Annotated in this window: 26 protein-coding genes and 2 pseudogenes; 7 read left to right on the top strand and 21 right to left on the bottom strand. The window is 61.4% G+C overall.

Annotated features, from left to right (window positions below):
- Nucleotides 1–368: 368 nt before the first annotated feature.
- Complete coding sequence (locus tag EN990_RS07845) at nt 369–809, bottom strand: Lrp/AsnC family transcriptional regulator (protein WP_038644816.1); 441 nt, start codon at nt 807–809, stop codon at nt 369–371.
- A 135-nt stretch (nt 810–944) separates the two neighbouring features.
- On the opposite strand from EN990_RS07845, the gene rocF reads away from it, so the two are divergent.
- The 3 genes from rocF to EN990_RS07830 all read left to right on the top strand — a co-directional run bounded on the left by rocF (nt 945) and on the right by EN990_RS07830 (nt 3,557).
- Nucleotides 945–1,877: an arginase gene (gene rocF / locus EN990_RS07840; protein WP_127368295.1), complete on the top strand. Its 933-nt coding sequence runs from the start codon at nt 945–947 to the stop codon at nt 1,875–1,877.
- A gap of 2 nt (nt 1,878–1,879) precedes the next feature.
- On the top strand, nt 1,880–2,935 hold the full coding sequence (locus EN990_RS07835) for an ornithine cyclodeaminase (RefSeq protein ID WP_127368296.1): 1,056 nt from the start codon (nt 1,880–1,882) through the stop codon (nt 2,933–2,935).
- Between the two features lie 151 nt (nt 2,936–3,086).
- Complete coding sequence (locus EN990_RS07830) at nt 3,087–3,557, top strand: MucR family transcriptional regulator (RefSeq protein ID WP_127368297.1); 471 nt, start codon at nt 3,087–3,089, stop codon at nt 3,555–3,557.
- A 132-nt stretch (nt 3,558–3,689) separates the two neighbouring features.
- On the opposite strand, the gene EN990_RS07825 is transcribed toward EN990_RS07830, so the two are convergent.
- The 6 genes from EN990_RS07825 to EN990_RS35450 form a co-directional block, all read right to left on the bottom strand.
- Nucleotides 3,690–4,586 carry a LysR family transcriptional regulator gene (locus EN990_RS07825; RefSeq protein ID WP_127368298.1) on the bottom strand — a complete coding sequence of 299 codons (897 nt, stop codon included), beginning with the start codon at nt 4,584–4,586 and terminating at the stop codon, nt 3,690–3,692.
- A gap of 300 nt (nt 4,587–4,886) precedes the next feature.
- Nucleotides 4,887–5,231, bottom strand: a complete 345-nt coding sequence (locus EN990_RS07820) for a hypothetical protein (RefSeq protein ID WP_127365581.1) — start codon at nt 5,229–5,231, stop codon at nt 4,887–4,889.
- 19 nt (nt 5,232–5,250) lie between these two features.
- A complete protein-coding gene (locus tag EN990_RS07815; RefSeq protein WP_127365580.1) occupies nt 5,251–5,691 on the bottom strand; it encodes a hypothetical protein in 441 nt (146 codons plus the stop codon).
- Between the two features lie 282 nt (nt 5,692–5,973).
- The gene (locus tag EN990_RS35455) at nt 5,974–6,237 is read right to left on the bottom strand and encodes a hypothetical protein (protein WP_164753786.1); all 264 of its coding nucleotides are present in this window, start codon (nt 6,235–6,237) and stop codon (nt 5,974–5,976) included.
- Between the two features lie 40 nt (nt 6,238–6,277).
- The gene (locus tag EN990_RS36615) at nt 6,278–6,406 is read right to left on the bottom strand and encodes a hypothetical protein (RefSeq protein ID WP_275955654.1); all 129 of its coding nucleotides are present in this window, start codon (nt 6,404–6,406) and stop codon (nt 6,278–6,280) included.
- A gap of 295 nt (nt 6,407–6,701) precedes the next feature.
- Nucleotides 6,702–6,869: a hypothetical protein gene (locus tag EN990_RS35450; RefSeq protein ID WP_164753788.1), complete on the bottom strand. Its 168-nt coding sequence runs from the start codon at nt 6,867–6,869 to the stop codon at nt 6,702–6,704.
- A gap of 324 nt (nt 6,870–7,193) precedes the next feature.
- Here EN990_RS35450 and EN990_RS07805 point away from each other — a divergent pair, with 324 nt between their 5' ends.
- Nucleotides 7,194–7,397: a hypothetical protein gene (locus tag EN990_RS07805; RefSeq protein ID WP_127368299.1), complete on the top strand. Its 204-nt coding sequence runs from the start codon at nt 7,194–7,196 to the stop codon at nt 7,395–7,397.
- A 188-nt stretch (nt 7,398–7,585) separates the two neighbouring features.
- Here the strand turns inward: EN990_RS07805 and EN990_RS07800 are convergent, their stop codons facing one another.
- The 11 genes and pseudogenes from EN990_RS07800 to EN990_RS35760 all read right to left on the bottom strand — a co-directional run bounded on the left by EN990_RS07800 (nt 7,586) and on the right by EN990_RS35760 (nt 21,280).
- Nucleotides 7,586–8,512, bottom strand: coding sequence for a DUF2493 domain-containing protein (locus tag EN990_RS07800; RefSeq protein WP_127365578.1), 927 nt, complete (start codon nt 8,510–8,512; stop codon nt 7,586–7,588).
- 338 nt (nt 8,513–8,850) lie between these two features.
- Nucleotides 8,851–9,888, bottom strand: a complete 1,038-nt coding sequence (locus tag EN990_RS07795) for a toprim domain-containing protein (protein WP_127368300.1) — start codon at nt 9,886–9,888, stop codon at nt 8,851–8,853.
- A pseudogene (locus EN990_RS07790) lies at nt 9,885–12,506 on the bottom strand (strawberry notch family protein); the annotation flags it as partial. The gene EN990_RS07795 and the pseudogene EN990_RS07790, both read right to left, overlap by 4 nt.
- A 2-nt stretch (nt 12,507–12,508) precedes the next feature.
- Nucleotides 12,509–13,945: pseudogene (locus tag EN990_RS07785) on the bottom strand (ParB/RepB/Spo0J family partition protein); the annotation flags it as partial.
- Between the two features lie 155 nt (nt 13,946–14,100).
- Nucleotides 14,101–15,072 carry a zincin-like metallopeptidase domain-containing protein gene (locus EN990_RS07780; protein WP_127368301.1) on the bottom strand — a complete coding sequence of 324 codons (972 nt, stop codon included), beginning with the start codon at nt 15,070–15,072 and terminating at the stop codon, nt 14,101–14,103.
- 160 nt (nt 15,073–15,232) lie between these two features.
- Complete coding sequence (ligD, locus tag EN990_RS07775; protein ID WP_127388278.1) at nt 15,233–17,176, bottom strand: DNA ligase D; 1,944 nt, start codon at nt 17,174–17,176, stop codon at nt 15,233–15,235.
- A gap of 558 nt (nt 17,177–17,734) precedes the next feature.
- Entirely contained in the window at nt 17,735–18,034 is a 300-nt protein-coding gene (locus EN990_RS36050; RefSeq protein ID WP_245461123.1) for a hypothetical protein, read from the bottom strand.
- 392 nt (nt 18,035–18,426) lie between these two features.
- Nucleotides 18,427–18,588, bottom strand: a complete 162-nt coding sequence (locus EN990_RS35445; protein WP_164766096.1) for an invasion associated locus B family protein — start codon at nt 18,586–18,588, stop codon at nt 18,427–18,429.
- Nucleotides 18,589–18,752: 164 nt separating this feature from the next.
- Nucleotides 18,753–19,802 carry a chemotaxis protein CheB gene (locus tag EN990_RS07760; protein ID WP_127388277.1) on the bottom strand — a complete coding sequence of 350 codons (1,050 nt, stop codon included), beginning with the start codon at nt 19,800–19,802 and terminating at the stop codon, nt 18,753–18,755.
- A gap of 141 nt (nt 19,803–19,943) precedes the next feature.
- Nucleotides 19,944–20,912: a manganese catalase family protein gene (locus tag EN990_RS07755; RefSeq protein WP_127369744.1), complete on the bottom strand. Its 969-nt coding sequence runs from the start codon at nt 20,910–20,912 to the stop codon at nt 19,944–19,946.
- Between the two features lie 194 nt (nt 20,913–21,106).
- The gene (locus EN990_RS35760; RefSeq protein ID WP_206526339.1) at nt 21,107–21,280 is read right to left on the bottom strand and encodes a hypothetical protein; all 174 of its coding nucleotides are present in this window, start codon (nt 21,278–21,280) and stop codon (nt 21,107–21,109) included.
- 144 nt (nt 21,281–21,424) lie between these two features.
- Between EN990_RS35760 and EN990_RS07750 the strand changes: the two genes are divergently transcribed.
- Entirely contained in the window at nt 21,425–21,661 is a 237-nt protein-coding gene (locus tag EN990_RS07750) for a hypothetical protein (RefSeq protein ID WP_127369745.1), read from the top strand.
- A 425-nt stretch (nt 21,662–22,086) separates the two neighbouring features.
- Here the strand turns inward: EN990_RS07750 and EN990_RS07745 are convergent, their stop codons facing one another.
- The 3 genes from EN990_RS07745 to EN990_RS36610 form a co-directional block, all read right to left on the bottom strand.
- A complete protein-coding gene (locus EN990_RS07745) occupies nt 22,087–22,800 on the bottom strand; it encodes a Crp/Fnr family transcriptional regulator (RefSeq protein WP_127369746.1) in 714 nt (237 codons plus the stop codon).
- A 120-nt stretch (nt 22,801–22,920) separates the two neighbouring features.
- On the bottom strand, nt 22,921–23,175 hold the full coding sequence (locus tag EN990_RS07740) for a hypothetical protein (RefSeq protein ID WP_127369747.1): 255 nt from the start codon (nt 23,173–23,175) through the stop codon (nt 22,921–22,923).
- Between the two features lie 183 nt (nt 23,176–23,358).
- Nucleotides 23,359–23,493: a hypothetical protein gene (locus tag EN990_RS36610; RefSeq protein ID WP_281056248.1), complete on the bottom strand. Its 135-nt coding sequence runs from the start codon at nt 23,491–23,493 to the stop codon at nt 23,359–23,361.
- A 357-nt stretch (nt 23,494–23,850) separates the two neighbouring features.
- On the opposite strand from EN990_RS36610, the gene EN990_RS07730 reads away from it, so the two are divergent.
- Together EN990_RS07730 and EN990_RS07725 are read left to right on the top strand one after the other, a co-directional pair.
- On the top strand, nt 23,851–24,033 hold the full coding sequence (locus tag EN990_RS07730; RefSeq protein WP_127370038.1) for a hypothetical protein: 183 nt from the start codon (nt 23,851–23,853) through the stop codon (nt 24,031–24,033).
- A 141-nt stretch (nt 24,034–24,174) separates the two neighbouring features.
- The gene (locus tag EN990_RS07725) at nt 24,175–24,705 is read left to right on the top strand and encodes a ferritin-like domain-containing protein (protein WP_127370039.1); all 531 of its coding nucleotides are present in this window, start codon (nt 24,175–24,177) and stop codon (nt 24,703–24,705) included.
- Nucleotides 24,706–24,764: the final 59 nt, after the last annotated feature.

Here is a 24,764-nt window from a genome sequence, read left to right as displayed (position 1 = left end):
GTGGAGTGCGACAATATCAGATGGAACGACTGACGTGAGGCGCGTCGCCGCGATTAGCGAGACGTCCAGGAACGACTGCGAATAGCGGTTCACACCAGATCCCGGCCGCCATGAAATTTACGATCGAGGTACTCAGACCCTAAATAGCGAACGACTAAGAATCACTCAATGCGGACCAATTTTCAATGAACCCTTCTCGCAGGCGTCCCCCTCGCCAACCAGTTTTCACGAGAACTCAAAGCTTCCTTCACGTTTCCCCGTGGCGAGCTCCAGCAATCACTATTTTAGTTGCCTTGGTGATTTTCGCTTTTGCGCTGACCCTGAGATGGTAAGGCGGCTTAGCCGTCGACCCTCTGCTTATTTCAGAACTAGGTCAATCGTGCTCGGGTAGTCCGCGGCGTGGCCAGGAGCAGACTGGTTTCGCTGCCCGTTATGCCGGCTATGAGTCGGATGCGGCGCAGCACCGCATCAAAATCAGTCAGTGATGCGGTCCCAAGCTCGACCACCAGATCCCAGCGGCCATTGGTGGTATGGATTGTCGAGACTTCCGGGAAGCCGCCCAGCGCCCGGACCACGCGGTCGGCGGCATGGCCCTCGATCTCAATCAGCATGATACCGCGGATGCGCTGATCGACGGCGTCGGCGCGCAGCACCACCGTGTAGCCGATGATATCGCCGGACCGTTCGAGCCGCTCCATACGTGCCCTGACCGTGGCGCGCGAGACACCTAGATCGATGGCGAGATCCGACACGCTGCGGCGCGCATCATGCCGCAGCAAGGTCACTAGCCGTTCGTCCAGTGCATCCATCGGAGTTACCACTTTGATCAGTTTTGCTGCCATTACGATAGACAATGCTTCTCGAATTGCCAATTCTGCCTGTTCATATCGCCGGCTCGCCATGATCTTCTCGCGGTCATTCGAACTTGGGCCATGGGAAAAACAATGCGTTGCAAAATCGTCGGGGCGCCGGTGCAGGACGGCGCTGGCAGAATGGGATGCGAAATGGGGCCGAGTGCCCTGAGGACGGCCGGGCTTTCTGAGGTGCTGTCCGGCCTCGGCCACGCTGTCGAGGATATGGGCGCCATCCAAGCAATTCCAGCGAGACGCATTTCGCACGGCAACCTGGCGCTGAAGGCCCTGCCTGAGATATCGGCCTGGACGTCCGCCATTGCCGCGGCCGCATACGCGGCGAGCGAGGACGCCATGCCGATCTTTCTCGGCGGCGACCATTCGATCTCGGCCGGGACCTTATCGGGCCTCGCCCGCCGAGCCGCAGAAGCCAGCCGCCCGCTGTTTGTGCTCTGGCTCGACGCGCATCCGGACTTCCACACGCTCGACACCACCGCCAGCGGCAATCTGCATGGTGTTCCACTCGCCTACGCCAGTGGCCAGCCGGGTTTCGGTGGCTATTTTCCGGATCTGCCGGCAGCGGTCGATCCCAAGCGCGTCTGCACCATGGGCCTGCGCAGTGTCGACCCGGCCGAGCGCAGCGCGCTCAACCAGGCGGGCGTGACCGTGCACGACATGCGCGCGATCGACGAACATGGCATAGCGCCGCTGCTGCGCGCCTTCCTGGCGCGTGTATCGGCGGAGGACGGGCTGCTGCATGTCAGTCTCGACGTCGACTTCCTCGACCCGTCGATCGCGCCCGCGGTCGGCACCACGGTTCCCGGCGGCGCGACGTTCCGCGAGGCGCATCTGGTGATGGAGATGCTGTCCGACAGCGGCCTCGTCTCCAGCCTCGACCTGGTCGAGTTGAACCCTTTTCTGGACGAGCGTGGCCGAACCGCGACGCTGATGGTCGACCTGACGGCGAGCCTGATGGGCCGCCGCATCATGGACCGTCCGACCCGCAGCCATTCCGGGAGCTTTTGATCATGACCACGGCAAAGCTGAACATCGTCCCCTTCGTCAGCGTCGACCGAATGATGAAGCTGGTGATCGCCATCGGCGTCGAGCGCTTCCTGACCGAGCTCGCTGGCTATATCGAGGAAGACTTCCGTCGCTGGGAACTTTTCGACAAGACGCCTCGCATCGCCTCGCATAGCCATGACGGCGTCATCGAGCTGATGCCGACAAGCGATGGTCGCCTCTACGGCTTCAAATATGTCAATGGCCATCCCAAGAACATGCGCCAGGGTTTGCAGACGGTCACCGCCTTCGGCGTGCTCGCCGATGTCGGCAGCGGTTACCCAATGCTGCTCACCGAGATGACCATCCTGACGGCACTGCGTACCGCCGCCACGTCAGCTGTCGCGGCCAAGTATCTGGCGCCGAGCGGCGCGCGCACCATGGCCATCATCGGCAACGGCGCCCAATCGGAATTCCAGGCGATCGCCTTCAAGGCTCTGACCGGCATCGACCGGCTGAGGCTCTACGACATCGACCGGTCAGCCTCGCGGAAATGCGCGAAGAACCTGGCTGGCATGGGGTTCGACATCACTATCTGCGAAACCGGGCAGGAAGCGGTTGAAGGTGCCGGGATCATCACGACCGTTACCGCCGATAAGCAGTGCGCAACCATTCTCACCGACAACATGGTCGGCTCCGGCGTCCACATCAACGCCGTCGGCGGCGATTGCCCCGGCAAGACCGAACTGCACAGGGACATCCTGCTGCGCTCCGACATTTTCGTCGAGTTTCCGTCACAGACACGCATCGAGGGCGAGATCCAACAGCTTGATCCCAACCATCCGGTGACCGAGCTCTGGCAAGTGATCACCGCCAAGGCACAAGGGCGCCGAGACGCCAAGCAGATCACGCTGTTCGATTCAGTCGGCTTCGCGATCGAGGATTTTTCGGCCCTGCGCTATGTGCGCGACCAGTTGCAGGCGACCGGCCTCTACGAGGAGCTCGATCTGCTCGCCGATCCGGATGAACCGCGCGATCTGTTTGGCATGCTGCTGAGGGCAGCCATGCAGCCGGCAGCATAACAAGGCTCGCTCAAAAACTGTATCCGCCCTCCTGCCCAATTGCACTTGCACCTTCTTCTTGTCTTGTGCACCCGGTGCGCTTTGCTGTAGCGAGGCTGCTGACGTAGATCGGGGCTACGGCTACTGGAAGAGCAAATGAAGGGTTGGCCAAATGCCTGAAGATCTTATCGAGTCCGACGCGGAATTGCTGGAGATGACCGCTGACATCGTTTCCGCCTATGTCAGCAACAACCCGGTTCCCGTCACCGAACTCGCGCGCGTAATTGCCGATACCTATGAAGCGATCAGCAAGCTGCAGGGACCGCCCCCGCCCAAAGCGGAAGAGAAGACTACACCCGCTGTCCCGATCAAGAAATCGGTGACGCCCGATTTCATCATCTGCCTGGAAGACGGCAAGAAGTTCAAGTCGCTCAAACGGCACCTTGGCACTCACTACGATCTGTCGCCGGATGCGTACCGGGCGAAATGGGGCCTGCCCGCCGACTATCCGATGGTTGCGCCGAATTATTCCGCGGCGCGATCGACGATGGCGAAGGCGATCGGTCTGGGACGGAAGGCCGTAGCGCCTGAGCCTGAAGCGGCGCCAGCGAAGCGCCGCAAGATCGGCATCAAGACGACCTGACATCGAGGTTATTTGGCTCGAACGGCCCGCGTTCTGTTGCAGCAGGCGCGGGTTGATCACTGTTCGACAAAATGAACCCTGCCCCTTATTCAAGGGCAGCGGCCATCAAGGACAACGCTCCTCAAGGGAGCATCACCCTCCCGCAGACGGCGTCTGTGCAAACGCAGCGATTATCGCTTCGAGCGAGACGTTCAATGCGTTAGAAAAGGTCCTGCCCTTCTGCCAAATCGCAACGTAGTGATAGAGCGCGGACGGTTCCACCGGTTTTGCTTCGAGGTTAAACGCCGCGTACTCACGCGCGATGATCTCGTTGGTTATCGAAATGCCGAGGCCAGCCGAAACGTATCCGGCTTCGTGACCGTTGCAATCGAATTCCACCAGTATGTCTGGCTCAACGCCGGCGAAGCGCAAGGCATTGAAGTTCATTTGGTGTGCGGCGAACTGCGGATCGATATCGACGATCGTTTCGCCTGCCAGGTCGTGAGCCTCGATACAGGCCTGTTTTGAAAAGCGGTGGTCGGGATGGAAGATGCATACGTTTCGTGCCGACCCAAGCGGCGCCCACTCAAAGAGACTTGGATCCAGGGGCAGCCTCGAGATTCCGAGTTCGGCACGCCCTGCCAGGATGTGCTCGCCGATCTGCTCGTAGCTTCCCGAAAGTGACCGGACATTCGAGGCGGTCTTTGAGTGGATGATCGCCACGACCTTGGGCAAGGTCACGAAACCGAAAACAGAAGGCGCGGCAATCGCAATCCGCTGCTTTTCGTCGTTCTTCATCGCGAAGATCGACGCTTCCAGCCGATCCAGCGACGTCAGGGCAAGTTCTACGTTTCGCAGAAGTTCCCATGCTTCCTGCAAGGGGACGATGCGGTTGGCTGATCTCTTGAAGAGTGTGATGCCGAGCGTGGTCTCGAGTTGCTTCACATGTTGACTGACGGCCGGCTGGCTAATCCCGAGCGCTGCCGCCGCTCGCCTTGTAGAACCAGCCCGCAACACTTCTCGGAAGACCTTCAGTTGACGGAGCTTCAGACGATTTCACCGGTGAACTCGTTCGATGCGGACTTCTTGAAGGTGCCGATGGTAGCCATTGTAAAGTCTCCTTTTCTGTTTCGAGCCCGCACCATGCGGCCTCGATGGCGATCGCTTGGCCGGAGGCGAGCGACGACGCATCGCTTGCGACCGGAGCAACGCGGAGGACGGCGCCGGAACGACTTTCTTGTTTCGCGAGGAATGGCGGCGCTCGGGGTCCCCATGCGCTTGCCGCGTGGGGTGGGAGCCGGCAGGGGAAGAAAGTCGGGACGCGTCGTTGCGGCTTAGGCGGTCGAGGCTTCAGCCGTCCTTCGGCCAGATCAGCCCATTGAAGAGGCCGTTTGGAGCGCTCTTGGAACAGTTTGGCAAAGGAGACAGTGGCGTCCAACGCGCCGCCAGCAGATCGCTGCGGGCTGGACCGGCATCGCCTAGACATCCAGGCATCACGCGCATCTCCAACGACGCGGCGACGGGTCGCCTACCGTCCTGCCACCGCATGGCCGGTCTGCCCTGCGGCGTCGACAGAATGTCCACGCTCACAAACAAGGCCGCGCCGTCGAGGTCGTTTGCTCTATCCTTCGCATGCAGCCCGATTGCTCCAAGCACCGACGATGAGGAGGCTAAGGCTTCGTCGGTCTGGTCCACCCGCCTCGCTCGCGCGGGTTTAAGCTTCAACCATGTCCCTACCGGATTGGTCGGCGGCGGCCATGCCCGCGAGCCGCAGATATGCCGTGACGCCGACGGCGACCCCGCCAATGACGGAAAAGACGATCTGCCAGATTTCCGAAGGCATCATGTGCTTCGCAATGCCATGGCTGGCATGGTAGCCGGCAACGATCGCGGGAGCGACGAAGACCATCGCGATCGCCAGCCTCACCCACATAGGCCTGACAACGCCGAGGAGGATTTGGCCGATGCCGAGCGTCAACCCGGCTGCGAGGATGCCGACAAGGATCGCGCCAAGCCAGCCGGCACCGGTGTTGAATGCCCATGCACCTGCGTTGATGCCGACGAACAAAGGGAGGGCGACGACGGCAGACGTGAAGAGCAACCAGCACAAGATGCCGATGGCCGCGACGCAAAGGAGAATGCCGAGGATGATCATGGTGGTGTCTCCGAGAGAACGACTCTGGCGATTGCGCCTTCCACCACCACCTGGCGCAGTGCACAGCATAGCAAAGGAAAAGCGCGGGTGAAACCCGCCGGTCTTCTTGGTAGTGGGTCAATTTGAAATTAGGGCTGGGTAGCGCTCTTGTCGGTAAGCCGATCTAGCAGCTTGCGGGACTCCGCGATTATGCGGCGGGTCTCTGCGATGGTGGCGTGCAAGTCTTCCACACCTGCCGCCGCTCGTATCTGGTAGAGGCGCGCATGTTCTGCGGCAAGGTGATCAAGTTCCCACTCGTCCATCAGGGGACGGTCCATTGCGGATTAGCTCGAACGTCACCTTTACCACAAACAGCGGCGCGCTTGTACCGTCATGAACTCGGATTGCGACTTCGCGAAACGTGCCGTCCGGCATCTGGTCCTTGGCGATTTCGAGCAACGCCCTTGCTGCCTCATCTTCGGCAGAAGCTAGGCTTGGAAGGTCCGTGCCTTCCGTGTCCGGGTATGAGGTTCCGTTGTCGATTAGATCGAAGAAGAAGCGGGCCATGTGGCCCTAATCATGAACCCTCAGAAATGTTTCATTGCTGCTACATCTCAATCAGGGCGTAGGCCACGCCGAAGATTGCAAGCGTTGCAGCCGCAAAAAACGCCCAGCCTTTTAAGGCGGCGCGCACATCCTCCGGCTTCGCGCCCTTCTGGTTATCGTATTCGTCCATAGTAAAGACCCTGGTTCATAGGTCTGTCTTGATACCAACATCAATAGACGGTGGGCAACCCTTCAGCGGTCGGCTTTGTCATGCGAACACGCGCTTCTTATAGGAGCCGCGCACCGTCGGCTTCTGAGCTTCCTTCGCTTTGCTTGGGGTGCTTATCGGTCATGGCTTGAAGAGGGCATATGCTTCCGCCAATTTCCAGACGGCGCGTATGCAATGCACGTATCGTGATCGGGGCTGACTTTCAAACTGACCCGCTACCGTCTTCTTGCATCGGCAGGCGCGATGTCTGCCCCCGTCATGGGGCGAACGGGTCGATTTCGCCGATAACGGCGGTGTCGTCGCCGTCATACTCGTTCGCCGGCACCACCGAGAGGGTGCCGTCGCCAGCACGAAAGATGACGATAGTGACCATGAGAGTGGCGGCGAGGCTGAAGGCGAAGGCATGTGCGTCTGCGAAGGACATCGATCCGGCTCCTGTTTGAAGCGGAGGACCCTCCCCCGCTGACAGGCGCCCGATGTGTTCGGCCGGTGGCCGCAATCACCGCGAAGGCGAAGCCGGAGCGGCGGCACGCTTCGCGTAGTCCGACCCCTTGCGGGTTGATGGCCTCAGGCCATCGGCTGGACCAAGGATCAGCGCAATGGATCGCGGGGTGCGGTCATCTTCAAGTCAGGAGCAGCGGGCATTGTTGAGGCAACGCTCTTGCTCCAGGAGAGCCTGAGCGAGCTGCCGCGCGATGTGGCGGGCGTCGAGCGAGAAACCGGACGCCCATGATCGCGATGGATCCTGGTGGAAGCCGCCACGCTGAAAATGAGGATGAAGCCGGGCGATGACGCTGTGCAGTTGCGGTGGCAGGCGCAATCCAGCTCTCTCGGCGTAGCGAGCCGCCTTGTCGAGATCGTGCCCGATATGGCGCGGTTCCAGCAATCATCGGTCGCGACTCTGAGAAGATACGACTTCAGGAGCAATTCAATGGCGATGGCGATGGCGTGAAGGGCCGCATTGTTCCTGCCTCGATCCGCCGCCCAGTCAGTGCCATCGAGGTGAGCGGCGGCATTGCGCAAGAAGGTGTCGGCAAGCGCGACGTCCAGTGTGAAGCTTTCGGGAAAGGATACGACGACATAGATTGAAAAATGCCGTGTCTCCCGGCTATGTATCGGGGGCTTAGGTTCCGGCGGCGCTTACGCGCCGCCGTTGACCAGCCGATAGACCGGAATGCCGAGTTTGCGGGCCTTGTCGGCGAGGTTCTCCTGAATGCCGGTGCCCCGAAAGATGATGACGCCGATCGGCATGACCGCCAACATCTGGTCGTTGCGCTTGAAGGGAGCGGCCTTGGCATGCTTGCTCCAGTCGGGCTTGAAGGCGACCTGCGGCACCTTGCGATGATCGGCCCAGCGGGCGGCGATCTTTTCGGCGCCTTTCGGTGATCCGCCGTGCATCAGCACCATGTCGGGGTGCTTGGCGCGGATTTGGTCGAGCTTTGCCCAGATCAACTGGTGATCGGCGCTATCGCCGCCGGAGAAGGCGATCTTGGGGCCGGCGGGTAACATGATTTCGGTTTCCGCGCGCCGCCTTGCCGCGAGGAAGTCGCGGCTATCGATCATTGCGGCTGTGAGATGGTGGTGGTTGACCATCGACCCCGTGCGCGGTCGCCAGGCCGAGCCGGTTTGCTGATCGTAGTGGTCGGCGGCCTGGTCGCGCATGAGCTCGAAGGCGTCGCGCCGTTCGATCATGGTCTGACCCTGGGCGGTGAGTGTCTCGAGTTCAACCGCCTTGATCTCGGTGCCGTCCTGTTCGCGCTGCAGGCGGCGCTGGGCCTGCTCGTTGTCGTCCAGTTGCCGCTCGATCCGTTGTACAGCGCGGTGGAAGACATTGGTGACGGACCAGAGCAGATCATCGAGGTCGGATTCGAGGCGCGTGTCAGCCAAGGTGGCGATGAGGGCGTCAAAGATGTCGGCCACCGCGCCGGCCACGTGGTCGCCGCCGGGGAGCGGTCGCGGATCTGGCTCGTCCGCATAGGGGCGCCAGCCATAAAGCTGGAGTTCGGTGAGGATATGATCGGTCGGAGAAGCGGCGTGGTGCGGTTCGCTGTCGTCGTGCTCGCTCATCGGATGCTCCCGTCGGGTGACCGCGACCCTCGCGGCCTTCATGGCGGCGAGAGCCCACGGGCGGGACGGTCCGACACCCGCAGCGAAGCGGAGGGCCGGAGCGTAGCGGAGGATGGCGGCGTCCGGCTATTTTGCTTCGCGATGGAAAGGCGTCGCGCCCAATCGCTGCCATTCGCGATTGTCGTGCGCCGCCGGAAAATAGTCGGCCGCCGCCATTGCCTGACCGGCACGACTGTGGGCCCGATCGCCCTCTTAAAGGCCTGGCCGCGGTTCTCCTGCCGGCGGGCCACGCATCCTGCGGCGCATCGGCACCATGCGCCGCGCGCTTCCCTCCCGGCTCATGCTGCCCGTGTCAGATAGCAAATGCGATCTTTGCGCATGAGCTGGTCCGCAATCGAGGCCCGCAAGGCGGCAAGTCCGAAATGGCGGAGGTCTTCGTTGAAATCCTCCGTCTCCGGCGACAGCACGATAGCCTCGATTCCTGCGTCCGTCGCGCGCTCAAGCAAGCTGTGTCTGGCACCGTCACCGGCCGGATCGTTGTCGAGGATGACATAGAGCCGCCGCAGGTTCGGTGGGAACAACATGGCGGCAAGATGGGCTGCCGAGAGTGCCGCAGCCATCGCCATGTCGGGCAAGGCGCATCTGAGCGAGAGCGTCGTCTCGATGCCTTCGCCTGCCGCCATGACGCTGCCGGGTACGCCGAAGCGGACGGCGTGACCGAGAAGGTCACCCATTGCCCGACGCGGCGTGTCGACGAGTGCCTTGCCGGCGCCGTCCGGTGCGAGCCAGGTGCGGTGCGCGCCGGTCAGATGTCCATCGAGGTCGGTGACAGCGGCGATCATCGCCGGCACGGTCTTGGTCGGTCCAGGATCGTCTGGCCGGTAGTAGCAGTGTGGATGGAACTGCAAGGCCGCGGTTCCGTGCAAAGTCGTAATGCCGCGTCCACGCAAATATGTTTCCACGAGGGTGCCGATAATGGGCTTCGACATGGCGACCAGTCGGCGAGCCGCTTCCGGAGATCCAATAGGGACCTGCGCGATCGGCTCGGCCGGTCGGGGTTGCATGGCATCTGGCATAGCGAGAAACACGCGCGCCTCGTCGGCGACGTCCCGGAAATTGACCAGTCCGAGGGATTCGCGGATGACATCGAGCAGATCTCCATGCTCGCCGGTGGCGGCGTCGGTCCATTTGCCTGGCGGTCCCTTCGGGGATGGCTGCAGACGCACGAACATCGAGCGGCCCGGCGCATTGCGGACGTCGCCGACGGTCCAATAGTTGCCCTGGCGACGGCCATTGGAGAGGTAGTGGCGGCACACCGCCTCGGCATGTTCGCCGAGGCGGTGTGCGAGGTCGGATGCAGCGTGAAGCGCAATCATGCAGCCTCCCGCTCACTGACCTGATCGATTGGGAAGCGGTCGAGCACGCGCTCCAGCACGGCGAGTCCGCCAGCGTCGATCGGCACGAACATCCTGAGCTTCCACGAAATGATCTCGTGGAAGAGACCGTAGGCGGTGAGGCGCTCGGGCATCGTGTCGGTGAACCCAGACAATTCGATGCGCCATGCGCCCATGACGCGGCTGCGGCGAAGCTGGAGATCCTCGGCAAGATCGAGGATGCTCCGGCCGTCCATCAGAGCCGCAAAAGCCTGCTCCGGCGATAGCGCAACTACGTTCGGCGCAGAGGCGTTGGCGGCCCATGCCGGCGAGACGCGGCGGCCGATGATGCGCTCGCCCTCGTCGGTCTGAAGTCGATAAACCCGGGTCGACTCGTTGGGCAGACGCTTCCAGATCGGCAGCAGCAAGCCGGTGACCATGTGCAAGACCGAGTCCGAAAACTCCGGCACCCCGGCGAGTTCGGCCGTCCAGGCAGTTGTGAACGCCTCGCGATCGGCCTCGATCCAGCGTGTTTCGCCCATGGCCTTGAGCGGCATGTTCTGGCCTTCCATCGGCCGGATCAGGCGGACACGTCGCTCGACCTCGCCATCGTCGAGCATGACGCTGGTGGTCGGGATCTGCACGGCGGCGCGGCCCGATTGTTCGTTGATGAGCAGTACGGCACGCGGATCGCGGAGATGATCGATCGCCGCATCGAGCGTGACGGGCCGATTGCGCTTGCGTTGGGTGATCGTGAGCAGGCGGCTTTCGGCGCCGGTGCGCGGATGGGTGTAGATCACCTGCCGATCGGTGACGACGAAGTTTTCGGCCTGCAGCGTCTCCAGCCCGGCATCGTAGGTGCCTGACGCGATCGCGCCCTCGATGCGCGCCGCCAGCAGTTGCTCGAAGGCACCGAACAGCACGCCCTGCAGTGCGATGGTCAGTGCGAGCAGGCGATTGAGGAAGGTGGTGATCGGCGGCAACTCGTCCTTGATGCCATTGGCATCCGTAAGCTTAAGGCCGGTTGCCGCCTCGAAACGCTCTAGCGAGCAGCCCTCGACCTTGCAGCGTACGATCAGCAGATAAAGTTGCCGTAGCGCATCGCGGGCATAGTGGCTTTCCAGATTGTCCTCTGGCCGGAACAAGCCCTGGCCGCCGGTCTGGCGCTGGCCGCGCGTGATTGCGCCCAGCGTATCGAGCCTCCGCGCGATCGTCGAGAGGAAGCGCTTTTCCGCTTTTACATTGGTCGAGATCGGCCGGAAGAGCGGCGGATGCGCTTGATTGGTGCGACGCGTGCGTCCCAGGCCCTGAATGGCGGTGTCGGCCTTCCAGCCGGCTTCGAGCAGATAATGCACACGCAGCCGCGTGTTGCGGGCCGACAGGTCGGCGTGGTAGCTCCTCCCCGTTCCGCCCGCGTCCGAAAAAACCAGAACGCGCTTCTGGTCATCCATGAAGGCCTGCGTCTCGGCGAGGTTGGCTGACCCGGTACGGTTTTCAACGACAAGGCGCTCGCCCTTGCGGACAATGCGGCGCAAGCGACCGGTGACCTCGGCCACGATGTCCACCCCGAAATGCTGGATGATCTGGTCGAGCGCGCCGGGGACAGGCGTCAAGCTGGCGAGTTTGGCGATCAGCTCGTCGCGCCGGGCGACCGCCTCCCGGCTCTCGACGGGCCGGCCTTCGCGGTAGACCGGGCGCGACGATAGACAGCCTTCGGAGTCGGTGAAGGGCTCGTAGAGCTGCACCGGGAAGGAATGGGCGAGATAGTCGAGGACGTATTCGCGCGGCGTGATGTCGACGCGAACATCGTTCCATTCCTCGGTAGGCAGCTCGGCCAGCCGCCGTTCCATGAGCGCCTCTCCCGTCGAGACGATCTGGACAACGGCCGCATGGCCCTCCTCCAGATCCCGGGTGATGGACCGGATCAGGGTCGGCGTCTTCATGCTGGTCAACAGATGACCGAAGAAGCGCTGCTTGGCGCTTTCAAAGGCGCTGCGCGCGGCCGACTTGGCCTGGGCATTGAGCGTGCCGGTGCTGCCAGTGATGTTGGCCGCCTGCATCGCCGCATCGAGATTGTTATGGATGATGCCGAAGGCGCCGGCATAAGCATCATAGATGCGGATCTGTTCCGGCGTCAGCTCATGCTCGATCAGTTCGTATTCGACGCCGTTGAAAGAGAGCGAGCGGGCCGTATAGAGGCCGAGTGCCCTGAGGTCGCGTGCCAGCACTTCCATCGCCGCCACGCCGCCGGCCTCGATCGCCTCGACGAACTCGGCGCGGCTTGAGAATGGAAAATGCTCGCCGCCCCAGAGGCCGAGCCGCTGCGCATAGGCGAGATTGTGCACTGTGGTGGCGCCAGTCGCCGACACATAGACGATGCGGGCATTCGGCAGGGCGTGCTGTAGCCTCAGGCCGGCACGGCCTTGCTGGGAGGGAGCGACGTCGCCGCGTTCGCCCTTGCCGCCACCGGCGTTTTGCATGGCGTGCGCCTCGTCGAAAATGATGACCCCGTCGAAATTCGGACCCAACCATTCGACGATTTGTTTGACCCGCGAAACCTTCTCGCCGCGAGCGTCGGAGCGCAGCGTGGCATAGGTGGTGAACAGGATGCCTTCCGCCAGCGCAATAGCGCCGTGATGGCCACATGCTGGTTCTCGGCTACGGCATTGCGCAGCGCCAAGGTGCGTTGGGCGGTGAGTTCGATCACCAGGCGCTCGGGCAGCGACTTGATGGTGTCGCCCTCATTCTCCTCGGGCTCGGAGGCCTGCGCGCCGATGGTGATGGTTGCGCGGCGAACGGAAAGATCGTCGCTGCCATCCTCGCTCCCGGTCACATCGCAGGGCTCGGCGGAGTCGCCTTCGACCGTCTCACGTGTCTCGTCCTCAGGGCGCACATAGCCCCGATCGACGACGAGATCGCCATTACGATCGATGTTGATGAACACGCCGGCGCGAGCGATCTCGGCCGCATCGTAGTTCATCGGCCGGCTCTCGAAGGCCTCGAGCGCGGACTCGATCTCGCCGAAGCGCTGATCGACCACATCGGGGAGTTCGTCGGCTTCGCCATACTCGGCTTCCAGCCGATCGTATTCCTTGCGCAACGCTTCACGTTGTCCCCGCTCCGGGTCGGTCAGATCGGCGGGAGTGCCAGCGAGCGCCCTCAGGCCGTGATTGTGGCCATAGGGCAGATCGATATCGACCACGATCCACTTCCACCCTTCGGCGGCGATCTCATCTGCGATCGATTTCAGCTTGTCGCGAACCAGGCGGTCGAGCAGCACAGGGTCCTGCAGCCAGCCGCCATTGTCGGCCTCGAACAGGTCACGCAGCACTATCCCCCCGGCTGCGACATAGGCCTCGACACCGACGAACAGCGCTCGACGATCGCTTGCCCGAACCGTGGTTTCGGTCAGCATGCGCCGGATTTGATGCGGCTCCTTCGACCACGAATTTTCGAGCGCCTCCCAGACCTGTTCCTGACGGGCGTGATCGTCGGCCACGGTAAAGGCCATGAGCTGATCGAGCTTCATGCCGTCCTGCTCGTAAATATCGTGCAGCTTGGGCGAGACTTTCGCGAGCCGCAGGCGTTGCTGCACGAACGTTGCGGAAACGAAGAAGCGTGCCGCGATCTCCTCATGGCTGGCGCCATGGTCGTGCAGAGTCCGGAAGGCGCGAAACATATCGAGCGGATGTAAATCTTCGCGCTGAAAATTCTCGGCTAGGGAATCCTCCTCGATCGGGACCTCACTATCGGCGTTGGTCACGACGCAGGGCACGGGCTCGGTCTTGACCATGCGCTTCTGCTTGATCAGCAGTTCCAGCGCGCGATAGCGGCGTCCGCCAGCGGGCACCTCAAACATGCCCGTCTCCTTACCCTCGTCATCCAACACCGGCCGGACGTTGAGGCTCTGCAGCAGGCCGCGCCGTGCGATCGAGGCGGCGAGGTCCTCTATCGTTTCCCCGCGCTTGATGCGCCGGACATTGGACTGGCTCAGCGTCAGCTTGTTGAAAGGGATGTCACGCGAGGCATTGAGGGTGATCTTCTGCTTGACGGTAGCCATCTTGATTATCTCCGCGACGGGCGGCCGAGACTCTCTCGACCTCCAAACCCGTCACAAAGAAAGGCGCAGCCCTCTCACTCTGAGGACTGCGCCCCACACCGAAGATAACGGAGGGGCACAGGGCAGCAGGCACGACTTTGCATCAATGAGGAGGATCATGCCGCCCTCCACTTGATCTCGGTTTCATCGACCTCGCCTTGGCCTGCCCTGAATGCGCCGTCAGGTTGCGGCAGGAACGAGAGCAGCCAGTCGGCCGCCTTGCTGGCCCGCGACGCGGCACGCACGATCGCGCGGTTGTCTTCGCGCAGAACCTCAAGCCAGGAGGCCAGGTAGTCGGCGTGGCGTACGGTCGGCACGATGCCAAGCGAGGCGCAGCAGAAGGCTGCGTTCATCTCCGCGACCAGTTCCTCGAAAGCATATTTCCTGGTACCGAAGGCGCCGCCGAGGTCACGGCCGACGCGGGAGGCATGGCCGGTCGCATGGCCAAGCTCGTGCAGGGCGGTGCGATGCCAGTCGATGGTCTGGAAGTAGGCCTGCGGCGGCGGCACCCGAACATAGTCATGCGCCGGATCATAATAGGCGCGATCGCCACCGATGCGGAAATCGATCCCGGTCGCCTTGATCAGCGCGTCGACGACCGGCTCGATCAGTCCAGGCTCTGGTGCAGGCGGAGCCACGGCCAAATCGTCGGGGAGATTTTCACATTGTGCTACGTTGAACACGATGAAGCGCTTCAGGAACGGTATGGCTTGGGCTGCTTCGCCGGTTTCCCGCGCACGGCTCTTTTGGTCTTCAGGGACGAAGCGGTCAGCATAGACGACGGTGGTGCCGTGTTCGCCCTTGCGGACATGGCCGCCCAGCGATAGCGCCTGACGGAAAGTCAGCCAGCTCTGGACGGGAAAGCCATGCTCGATGACCGCCCCCCACAGGATCAGCACATTGATTCCGGAATAGGCGCGGCCGGTCGCGGCATTGGCCGGCATAGCAATGGGCGCTTGCGCCGCCGCCGTGCCCCAGGGCTGCACCCAGGGAAAGCGCCCTGCTTCCAGTTCGGCGAGGATCTTGTTGGTGATATCGCCATAGAGGCTTGACCGGTCGGCGCCGGCGCGAGCGTATTGTCTGGACATCGCGGTTCTCCGCGACGGGCGCCGGAAGCCTCTCCTCCAGCTCTCAACCCGTCACGGCAAACCGGTCCGTACTCTCACTCTAGAAGGCGTTGCGGGGGCCTCCCGCAGAAGGGGACGCTCTCGAATTTGGGCAAAGGCTGTCCGCGCCAAATGCTTATTCCTACCGGACTACGTGGCGGATGCGCTCGGTAAGCGTTTGTTCGACTTCGAAATAACCTTCCCAGGCTTCCGGCAGCTGAGCCCGCGCGGCGGCGGCGAAAACATCGAAACCGTTGGCGCTTTCGCAGGAGGGCAACTCCTCCCAGCTGACGGGCACCGCGCACCCCGCCCCCGCGCGTGCCCGAGTGGACCAGGGACAGATTGCAGTGGAGCCCTGGCCGTTGCGCAGGTAATCGAGAAACATTCGGCCCTTGCGCTTCGCCTTGCTCATGTTGGCGACGAAGCGCGACGGATCTGTACGGGCCAGCAGTTCGGCGAAGTCTTGGCAGAAGCTCTTGACCTCGTCCCAGTCTGCCTCCGGGACGAGCGGCACGACCACATGAACGCCCTTGCCGCCGGACAGCAACGGCCACGACTGCAGTCCAAGCGCTTCCAGAATGCCCCGAATGTCGAAGGCTGCCTGCTTGACGGCGGTGAAGCCCAGGCCCTCGTCGGGATCGATGTCGAAGATCATACGATGCGGCAGATCCGGCTGCTGGCGCAGGCTTCCCCAAATGTGGAATTCGAGCACGTTCATCTGGACGCCTGCGATCAGCCCCGCCAGGTCGCTGACCCACAAGATGCGGCTTTCCTTACCGGACATCTTCGCCAAGTGGCCGTCATGAATGGCCTTGGGCATGCCTGGCAGTCTGTGTTTCTGAAAAAAGGTCTGTTGCAGGTCGCCGTCGGTATCGCGCACCAGCGACAGCGGCCGATCCCGGATGTGCGGCAGCATCTTCTCGGCGACGACGGCGTAGTAAGCGGCAAGCGTGGCCTTGGTCACCTTGGTCCCGGGATACATGACCTTGTCCGGATGCGTCAGCTTGACGCCGACAGCAACGGCGATCTCCTTGCCCAATCGCGGATCGAGATTGGCGGAGCCAAGGGTTGCCGGCGTCTTCGGCATCTCGATCACCACCTGGTCGGCTGGCTTGTCTTCGCGCATGCCCTCAAAGCTTGGATGCCGCAAGCTGCCGTCCGGTGTCACTTCGGCATAGGTGACTTCGGCGACAAGCTCGGGCTTCACCCATCGGGCACGGCGGGCAATGTCTCTCGGAACAGAAACAAAAGGCGGTTTCTCAATACGGCGTTTCTCGAGCTTCGCCACGATGTCCTTGCGCATCGCCGCGGTGAACCCCGTGCCGACACGGCCGCGATAGATGAGTTTGCCATTGTCGTAAGTGCCGAGGATAAGCGAGGCCATGCCATGTCCTGTGTCACTCGGGCGATAGCCGCCGACAACGAATTCCTGTCGCTTCGTGCACTTGATCTTGAGCCAACTCCTGGTGCGATCGCCTACGTAGGAGCTGTCGGCGCGTTTGGCGATGATACCTTCGTGGCCGCCCTCGCACATGGCGTCGAACACCCTTTTGCCCTGGTCGACGATGTGGCTGGAGAATTGCAGGCAGTCGTCTGGCAGGCGAGTGCCCAGCAGGGACTCCAGCCGCTCCTTGCGCGCGAGGAGCGGCTGGTTCGACAGATCTTGGCCATCCAATTCAAGCAGGTCGAAGGCGTAGAATTTGAGCGGCAGACCCGCGGCAATGCCGGTTTTCAGCATGGAGAAGTTCGTGCGGCCCTGGCTGTCGATGGCGACGATCTCACCGTCGATCAGCACCGCGCCCTTTGTCAGTCTCTGAAGCGGCGGCAGGATGACCTTGAACTGTCGGGTCCAGTCGTGGCCATTGCGGGTATAGACGACGACGTCCGAGCCGGAGATGGCGACTTGGGCACGATAGCCGTCGAACTTCATCTCGAAAAGCCAATCCCCGCCCACCGGTATTTGGTCTGTCAATGTGCAGAGCTGGAACGACCGAAACCCCGGCAGCGGATATGCAGGGATAGATTCTGAGTCTCTGCGCCGTGTGCGCCTTTTGCTGATGCTTAGGGTGCCATCTACAGGCGACATGCGGAACTCGGTTACATAGTCCGATTCAATACCCTGCCCCGCGGTTCGGTTCCATCCCCAAGCATCTACGCGCCGGCGACCGTCGGCGCTCTAAGGAAGAACGGCGTATAAGCCGCAGTCCTGCGCGCGTCCGCAACAGCGGCATTGTCGCGCGCTGGACGGAGGAAATTCGCCCCCGCCGCGGGCGGTGAACGGGACAGCCGTAGGAGCGTCAGCATAGCGCCGGCCGCAGGACGGGACGCGGGACCGACTGTCCCCGTCCGCGGCGGTCCGTATGGTTTGCGTTCAGGATATGGATGCGACCGGCATCGTTCGCGCGCATCGGCGACGCTAGGATTGGCCGGTACAGTGGCATTGCCTGATGAATCACTCAGGTTGTGCTCCCTTCGGCTCTCCTCAATTGCGTGGCAGCTTGTGAATTTCAAGACGGACAGGCCCGCCCCTGTCACAACTCGTGCAGAAAAGCGCTCGCTCGACAGAGCTGAACAGGGCGCCTTTTCCATAGCGCTGGATGAGCCCGGCAGGCTTTACCGTCGCGTGGTGCGAGCAGGATCTGCACTAAGCCCGCAACACATGCCATTCGCGAAGATCGCCGAGCGCCACATCGAAGCCGGCATGGACGCTGCCATCGATGATGGTCTGTGACGGGATCTTCACCTCGCCCGGCGTAAGGATTTTCTCCATCACATGCCGACTGTTGTAGTGGATCAGCAACATGCCCGGCCGGCGCCGGATGGCAGCTTGCCAGGCTGCCTGACTCACAGTTGGATCGGGAGAACGCGAAATGGTCTCTGACAAAGCCTGCTCCTCGCGATCCCAGACCTCGATCCGAAAATTGTCTTCCGCTGTCTTTGCCATAGCTTCGCCGGCCAGCGGCGCGAGTGACGCCGAGCCATGGTCCCTTGCTGCTCCAGATCAAGCTGAAATAAGGAACATATTCCTCTCTCGTCAAGAGCATACCGATAGCTTCTTTCCTGATGCTAGGCAATCGAGGTCTGCGGCCCGCGCCAATGGCGCGGGCGGCAAAAATCTCAGGCTGAGTAAAAATGGCCGGAACTGCATTGCGGCTCCGGCCATTGGCGAGCCTAAACCACGGGACCCCTCATCACCCAACCCGGGGCATTCGCTGTGTCCGTCTCGGATACCTGCGGTTTAGACCCTGCCAACCGGCGTAAGTTGTTGTGTCCGCGTCATGGCGGGAGGCGAGAACGCACCACTGCGTTGGCAGTCGGCCCCCCACGGCCGCGTTTTCAAGATCCAGCGAGGACGCCGAGCCTGTCCATCGCGGGTGCAAGACCTTTCAACGATACGGACAGCGCCACGTCCTTTTGATCGGCGCTTTTAACCTTGATCTTCAGCACCGAGCCCGCCCGCAATGCGGCTACTGTCCGTTCATCGAGGGTGAGCGGCATGATGCAGCCAGCCGCAGGCAGGTCGAGAACCGCAGTGGTTCCAGCGGTTGGCCGTCGTCGATCTGCAGCGCACGTTCTTAACGCTGGAAAGTTCCTGATGGAATAGCCGCTATTTCCTGGGATCCACATCAGACCCCGCCCCTGCCTCGATTGCCTCTACTTTGTTATGTCGTTCGACGATGGATGATCTCTTCAATAAGTTTCGCGTCAGCTTCGTATTCCGCGGCCCGCGCAGCCATTTGGCTGGCCAAGCTATGTCTTTCACGAGCGGCTTCGCGTTTTGCGGTTCGTTTCGCTAACTCGGCTCGCTGCTGGTGCGCTCTTAGAAGGCTCCAAAGAGCCTGTTCCGCATCGTCCGCTTGAGCCTGCATCAAAACGTCTGCTCCGAACGCATGTCCGGTGTGACAACGGTAGCGGGTGATCGGCCCGTCTTCGATCTCCCAAAGTGGTCCGTGACATTCTGGGCAGACAAATGTCGAGGGGGTGCCAAGCTGGCCTTCTGTCTGTTCCATTGTGCCGTGCTCCTGAGCAGCAATCGCAGCCTCGAGGCGGATGACAGGCGGGATTTCTGGTGTCGGCCCTGCCAGTTCGGAAGCAAGCCTGCGCAACAGGCCAGGCATTTCGGAGAGGGCGACGCAATGGTTGACTTCCACATTCTGCAAGGCGCTCAGCGGCATACCGGGTACTGCAGCGTCGTCGGGATCCTGGACCACGCTGACGCCGCCGCAAGTCTTGATGGCGCGGAGGCCCGCGGTGCCGTCGGAGAGGTTGCCTGTGAGCACGACCCCAATTACGCTGCCACCAAAGCTGCAGGCCGCCGATCGGAAGAGGGGGTCGATGGCGGGGCGCGCCAGATTCTCCCGCGGCCCGCGTCGCAGCAGCATGTGATCGTCGTGTAAAAGCAGGTGAGCTCCGGGCGGTGCAACGAAGATGTGCCCATTTTCAACCGCCATGCCGCTTGCGGCATTCGCTACGGGCATGTTGGCAGCGCGACCGAGAATGTCGCCGAGGTAACTCGTGGGGCCGACGTGCTGTACGATGAGGAGGGCCGCCGGAATGTCCGGCGGGATATCGCGGACAAGTCTCTTCAGCGCGTCGACGCCCCCCGCCGAGGCTCCGATTGCGACAATGCACCGGTTCTCGCAACCGTGGGCACGCATCTTCTCCGGCTGTCCCGCATGTTCCGACTCTGGTCGTGGTGCGGCGGTGGCCATGTGCTTCACCCACCTTCAGTAAAGATGTCGATGCGAGCGCTCCGGCCAGTCCTCTGCTGCCGGTCGGATGCCCCGCTTTCGTCGCCAGCTTCCTGACCCATCGCCGGACATAGGTGCCCGGCAACGACGTTGGGCTCCGAACTAACGCTTACGTGCGCGTTTGACGGCAGCCTCTGCCACGGCGGGGGCCTCCTGAATGCTTGCCGCGCCGCCAAAATCCGCGTTCTTGGTACGGCCAGCTCCCGGGCCCGCACCGAGATCAGCGCCTGTGGTCGGATCGGAAGCCGGATCGGAAAGAGTACGGTCGGCCATCTTGGCCACCACCTTCATGTCCTTGGCCCCCAGCTTGACAGTTGCCAGGCCGTCTCCGCCGTCGACGGGCATCACCTCTTCAAGGTTATCGATCCGATCCCACTCTTCGCCGGAGTTCCAGGGCCCGGTGATATCGCCGTCGCCTTGAGAGGTGTTGACGTACATGCTGGCGTATTTCTCTACGCCCGGGAGCTTGCCTGACGGGAAATTGTTTTCGATCGCGTAAAGCGCTTTTTCAAATGACTTCTGGTGCGCAATCTCGCGCGTCATCAGGAAGCCGAGCGCGTCCTTGATGCCGGGGTCGTCGGTGATGTTGATGAGGCGTTCGTAAACGATCTTGGCGCGAGCTTCGGCGGCGATATTCGATCGCAGGTCCACCGTAGGCTCGCCGCGCGAGTCGACATAGGCGGCGGTCCAGGGAACGCCGGCTGAGTCGCAAAGCGCGGGAGCGCCGCCGAACAGAATCGATTCCTTGGCCGTTGTACCGCTGGCGCCGATCATCAGGTAAAGGTCCGCTTCCTTCATTTGGCCCTCGGCAAGTTGTGCCTTGAGCCCCTTGTTCAGCATGGTGACGATCGATCCCACCACTTCGAGGTGGCTGAGTTCCTCGGTTGCGATGTCGAGCAACATGTCGCGACGCCCAAGATCGTCTTCGCCGAGCCCTTGCGTGAAATAGCGCATCGCTGCGGCCAGCTCGCCGTCGGCGCCGCCGAATTGTTCCATGATCATGCACGCCAGTCTGGGGTTTGGCTCCGAGACACGGACGGTGTATTGCAGGCGCTTGTTGTGCATGAACATTGACATTCCTCCGGGTGCGTTGGCATGCCCAACTCATGCTTCGGAGGAATGTTCCATATCTGCTCGAAGCCGCGCTATCGCGGGCTCTATGTCGATGGGCGCAAATGCCAAAGCCTATAGCCTCAGCGGCTTGCAGGACAAGAGCAGCCGGAGCGCCCTCGTGAATGAGCGACGCAAAGCGGAGAAGTCATACCTTACGGCTCGGTTGAGTGTCCATTTGTAGCCAGGCGCTCAAGCACCTTCCGGGATTCTTCGATTTTCTGTCGCGTCGCTTGAATGGTCGCTTGTAAGTCTTCCAAATGCGCATCAGCCCGCCGCTGGAACATACGTGCGCTTTCGATGACATCGCTCGGCTTCGACGGGATCATTGCTATCACTCCGTTGGCGGAACTGAACCTGTCTCAGCGTCCGGATACGTCGCCGTTGTTCAGATAGATCAAAGAAGAAAAGCGCCAGTGACTCTCTCGTCTTTAAGGAGAAGTTCCTGATACAGTTTTTATCGGGCAACTCCTGTGTCCATCGGCAACGGGTTCACCCCGCAGATCGAAGCCGATGGCCTTCCCTTGTCCTGCCTAGGCGTGAACAATCAGGCCGACCAGATCCTCATCGCTGCACTCGCAGGCAGGGAGCCGATTTCGGATGTCGGCTATCACAACGGACGTCGAGATAATGTCGCTGCTGCGGTAACCAGAAAGCCACATCAGATTTGGACCTATAGGTTTCGAGGCTGGCAGCTTTCTCTTGAATGAAGTTGCGCATGCTGTTGCCCCACCATAGTTGAGAGTTCCCGACGCCTGGAGCTCAACAATTGCTTACTGAGCTTTAATTGCGTTAGGGCAGCGCTGTCGACGTTAAAAGCGGTCCTTGGTACGGTTGCAGACACTGTTTCCCATCCTACATCCCTATAGCGGCCGGACTGCCGCTGGCGGAGACACCGGTTGCCACGCTTTTTCTTGCACCTTGTCCTAGCCGGACGTCGGCGGCCTGATCCGGAGGGTAGTGAGCTCCCCGACAACGAAAGCGCCGTTCGCGAAGCGATTTGGGCAGCCAAGGACCTGATGGCCGAGGAATTGCGCGCTGGCAAACCGTTGATAAGTGATGCCGCGTTTGAGGTCGCGCTCGACGACGGGACGGTCATCGCAACCGTCACCTTCGTTGCCGCCGCCGACTATGGCTAGATTTTACCGAGCAGCCGCTCATATTCATGTTCCGGCTCGCTATAGGTGCCGTCGGCGATCTGAAACAGGCCATCGCGATCGCGGATAAGGATCTCACCTCGGTTTGCCCTGATCAGGCCCTTGCCTTCAAGTTCCTGAAGGGCGACGGTCACGCCAGGTCGCCGCACACCGAGCATAACAGACATGAACTCATGGGTGATCGCAAACCTGTCATTCCTTACCCTGTCCTGGCACATCAGCAGCCAGCGCGCCAAGCGTTCATCCAATTTCGATCGGGCATTCACCAGGGCGGTGTAGCTGGTTTGGATGAAGAGCGTTTGCACATAGAGAAGCAGCAGGGCCTTAAGCGTCGTGCTTTCTGACATGGCTGCGGATAATGCCAATGCAGGAATCTGGAATCCGTCCCCGGCGATCTGCATGTAGGTATCATGTGCGGCGCGATTGCCGCCAAGCACCAACAGTGCGCCGGTCATGCCTTCCAGACCGATGAGGCCCACCTCGGTATCGCGGCCTTTCGGGAACTTGGCAACCACCGAAGCGATGCCGCTTTCCAGAAAATAGACGTATTCGATGGGGGCCTTCGCGGTCTCAAGCGGAGTGCGCAATGGCAGATCCACCCGTTTAAGATGTCGCTCAAGTAGGTCCAGGTCAACGGGAGAAAGCCGCTTCAACAGGGCATTACGGCAACTGTTGTTTGGCTGGTTAGACATAACTCCACCCTCCATAGGGCAAGAGCTCTGTGATCTCCCAGCCGTTCGCGCCCGTGAAAACGTGCGAACGATAGGTCATATATAGGTTCTGCTGGTCACAACACCTAATCACGTTAGGCATTATGGCCGGGCACCGGACTTTTCCGCCGCGCGCGAAAAGGGGAATTCTAGAACAAGGACCTCGCGCTCATCGAAGATTTCGAAGACATCGCCGGTTAGGACCGGCTTGCCGGCCAGTAATCCCTCAGCCAAGATCTCCTTGGCCGAAGCCATGGCATCGTCTTCTACGTCTTGCAAGTTTGCGAACTCCTGCCCCTCTGGATCCTGGAGGAGCTGCCCGTCCCGGGTTCGAATGTGAAAGAAGAATCTGGGCATGGCTGCTCCACCTTTTTCGACTTTTAAATGCAGCACGCTTGATGAATAGCGTCGGAAACGTACCAAGCGGGGATATCCACGTGGGCGCCTGACCTGGCTAATCAGTTGCTCAGCGGAGGCTTTGCGTTGAGCTCGACCTGCCAAACCGGACGCCGATGCCATGCGCGATGGCGCTGGCGGCTATCAGTTCGGGAGTAACTGTCGAATGGCGGCTTCTGCCATGGAGGTCGAAATGACCTCATGGCGCCTTTTCCTCGTTTCGACATATTCTTCGACGAGCATTTTCAGGCGTCTTGCTGCCATATCGTCTGCAAACATCGGGTTGCTCCCGTCGGTTGACGGCCGCGTTGGTTCGCGCGTCATATTTCGATCGGTGAACCCGCGACACGAACGTTCTCGGTGAGCAAAGCTGCTGCTGAGTGATTTGTTCCGGCAGTCCGAGGACTTGGTTATTCCCAGACAATTGGCTGGTCGGTGCGTGGTCACAGCGGCACCGGGGTAGCTCCGCCTCTCCCCGCTATTAGGGTATCAGATCCAACATTCGAAGCGGCAAATATCAGCCGGCGCCGGCCGTGCGCCCAAGCGCATTACTTGAATGGCGGACAAGCGGTTTATGGTGGCAATGGGCTTTGAATGCCGCCGGAGGAGACCGTGCAGGGCAAAAGGCAGTCGAGAATGACTATCCTTGAGGTCGCCGATTTTGCAGCCAGGCACGGCCTCACGGAGAAGTCTGCTAAAATTGTTCTGATGATCAACGGCCCGTCCAAAGCGAGGTGCGACCCCGCAGGTGCTGCATTCAAGGTCGCCCTTATTCAGAGAGTAACGAAAAATCTGTCGGATCGCCTGAAGGTCGATTGAGTCCCAATCATAGGCGTTGCGCGATACGCCGATTAGATCTCGCCTGGCAGATGCATAAAAGTGCCATCCAATGGAACCTGCCGACACACTCCAGGTTGAATAGCACCCGATCGGGTGATTTCAACCAAAGGAGATTGTCAGATGGCAGCCACCAACAAAGCAAGCGCCAGCAATAAGGGCCTTGAGGACATGTTCCTCGATGGCCTCAAGGATATTTATTACGCCGAGAAGAAAATTCTGAAAGCCCTGCCAAAGATGACCAAGGGCGCGCAGGACGAGCAGGTTTCCGCCGCCTTTGAAAAACACCGTGTCGAGACCGAGGGTCAGGTGGAGCGACTCGAGCAAGTGTTCGACATCCTGGGTGCCGCCGCCCGCGGCAAGACCTGCCCGGCGATTGACGGCATCATCGAGGAAGGATCGGAGATCCTCGAGGAATACAAGGGTTCGCCCTCGATCGACGCCGGCCTTGTCGGCGCCGCGCAGGCGGTGGAGCATTACGAGATCGCACGTTACGGCACGCTGATCGCCTGGGCGACGTCGCTGGGTAAGAATGACATTGTCAAACTCCTCAACGCCACGCTCGAAGAGGAGAAGGCCACCGATGAGGCCCTGACCTCCCTCGGCGAATCCGGCGTGAACGACAAGGCGGCCGAGCAGCAAAAAGCGGCTTGATCCTTCAGGCCCACGCAACAAGGGTCACGGCCTCGTCGCAACCCTTGCCTTGCGAGATC

Source organism: Mesorhizobium sp. M7A.F.Ca.US.005.03.1.1 (genome assembly GCF_003997975.1).
Lineage (GTDB): Bacteria > Pseudomonadota > Alphaproteobacteria > Rhizobiales > Rhizobiaceae > Mesorhizobium > Mesorhizobium ciceri.
The sequence above is the reverse complement of the archived record's forward strand: the minus strand, read 5'-3'. Positions and strand labels throughout refer to the sequence as shown.

Coding starts and splice junctions, on each gene's coding strand:
- EN990_RS36050 (WP_245461123.1), bottom strand. CDS start 18,034: ATGGCAAAGACAGCGGAAGACAATTTTCGGATCGAGGTCTGGGATCGC.
- EN990_RS35760 (WP_206526339.1), bottom strand. CDS start 21,280: ATGATCCCGTCGAAGCCGAGCGATGTCATCGAAAGCGCACGTATGTTC.
- EN990_RS36610 (WP_281056248.1), bottom strand. CDS start 23,493: ATGTTTGCAGACGATATGGCAGCAAGACGCCTGAAAATGCTCGTCGAA.
- EN990_RS07795 (WP_127368300.1), bottom strand. CDS start 9,888: ATGATTGCGCTTCACGCTGCATCCGACCTCGCACACCGCCTCGGCGAA.
- ligD (WP_127388278.1), bottom strand. CDS start 17,176: ATGTCGCCTGTAGATGGCACCCTAAGCATCAGCAAAAGGCGCACACGG.
- EN990_RS07800 (WP_127365578.1), bottom strand. CDS start 8,512: ATGAGCGAGCACGACGACAGCGAACCGCACCACGCCGCTTCTCCGACC.
- EN990_RS07815 (WP_127365580.1), bottom strand. CDS start 5,691: ATGATCATCCTCGGCATTCTCCTTTGCGTCGCGGCCATCGGCATCTTG.
- EN990_RS35450 (WP_164753788.1), bottom strand. CDS start 6,869: ATGTCCTTCGCAGACGCACATGCCTTCGCCTTCAGCCTCGCCGCCACT.
- EN990_RS35445 (WP_164766096.1), bottom strand. CDS start 18,588: ATGCCGCTCACCCTCGATGAACGGACAGTAGCCGCATTGCGGGCGGGC.
- EN990_RS07835 (WP_127368296.1), top strand. CDS start 1,880: ATGACCACGGCAAAGCTGAACATCGTCCCCTTCGTCAGCGTCGACCGA.
- EN990_RS07755 (WP_127369744.1), bottom strand. CDS start 20,912: ATGTTCATGCACAACAAGCGCCTGCAATACACCGTCCGTGTCTCGGAG.
- EN990_RS07780 (WP_127368301.1), bottom strand. CDS start 15,072: ATGTCCAGACAATACGCTCGCGCCGGCGCCGACCGGTCAAGCCTCTAT.
- EN990_RS07745 (WP_127369746.1), bottom strand. CDS start 22,800: ATGTCTAACCAGCCAAACAACAGTTGCCGTAATGCCCTGTTGAAGCGG.
- EN990_RS07740 (WP_127369747.1), bottom strand. CDS start 23,175: ATGCCCAGATTCTTCTTTCACATTCGAACCCGGGACGGGCAGCTCCTC.
- EN990_RS07725 (WP_127370039.1), top strand. CDS start 24,175: ATGGCAGCCACCAACAAAGCAAGCGCCAGCAATAAGGGCCTTGAGGAC.
- EN990_RS07845 (WP_038644816.1), bottom strand. CDS start 809: ATGGATGCACTGGACGAACGGCTAGTGACCTTGCTGCGGCATGATGCG.
- EN990_RS36615 (WP_275955654.1), bottom strand. CDS start 6,406: ATGGACGAATACGATAACCAGAAGGGCGCGAAGCCGGAGGATGTGCGC.
- EN990_RS07730 (WP_127370038.1), top strand. CDS start 23,851: ATGACTATCCTTGAGGTCGCCGATTTTGCAGCCAGGCACGGCCTCACG.
- EN990_RS07760 (WP_127388277.1), bottom strand. CDS start 19,802: ATGGCCACCGCCGCACCACGACCAGAGTCGGAACATGCGGGACAGCCG.
- EN990_RS35455 (WP_164753786.1), bottom strand. CDS start 6,237: ATGGCCCGCTTCTTCTTCGATCTAATCGACAACGGAACCTCATACCCG.
- rocF (WP_127368295.1), top strand. CDS start 945: ATGCGTTGCAAAATCGTCGGGGCGCCGGTGCAGGACGGCGCTGGCAGA.
- EN990_RS07830 (WP_127368297.1), top strand. CDS start 3,087: ATGCCTGAAGATCTTATCGAGTCCGACGCGGAATTGCTGGAGATGACC.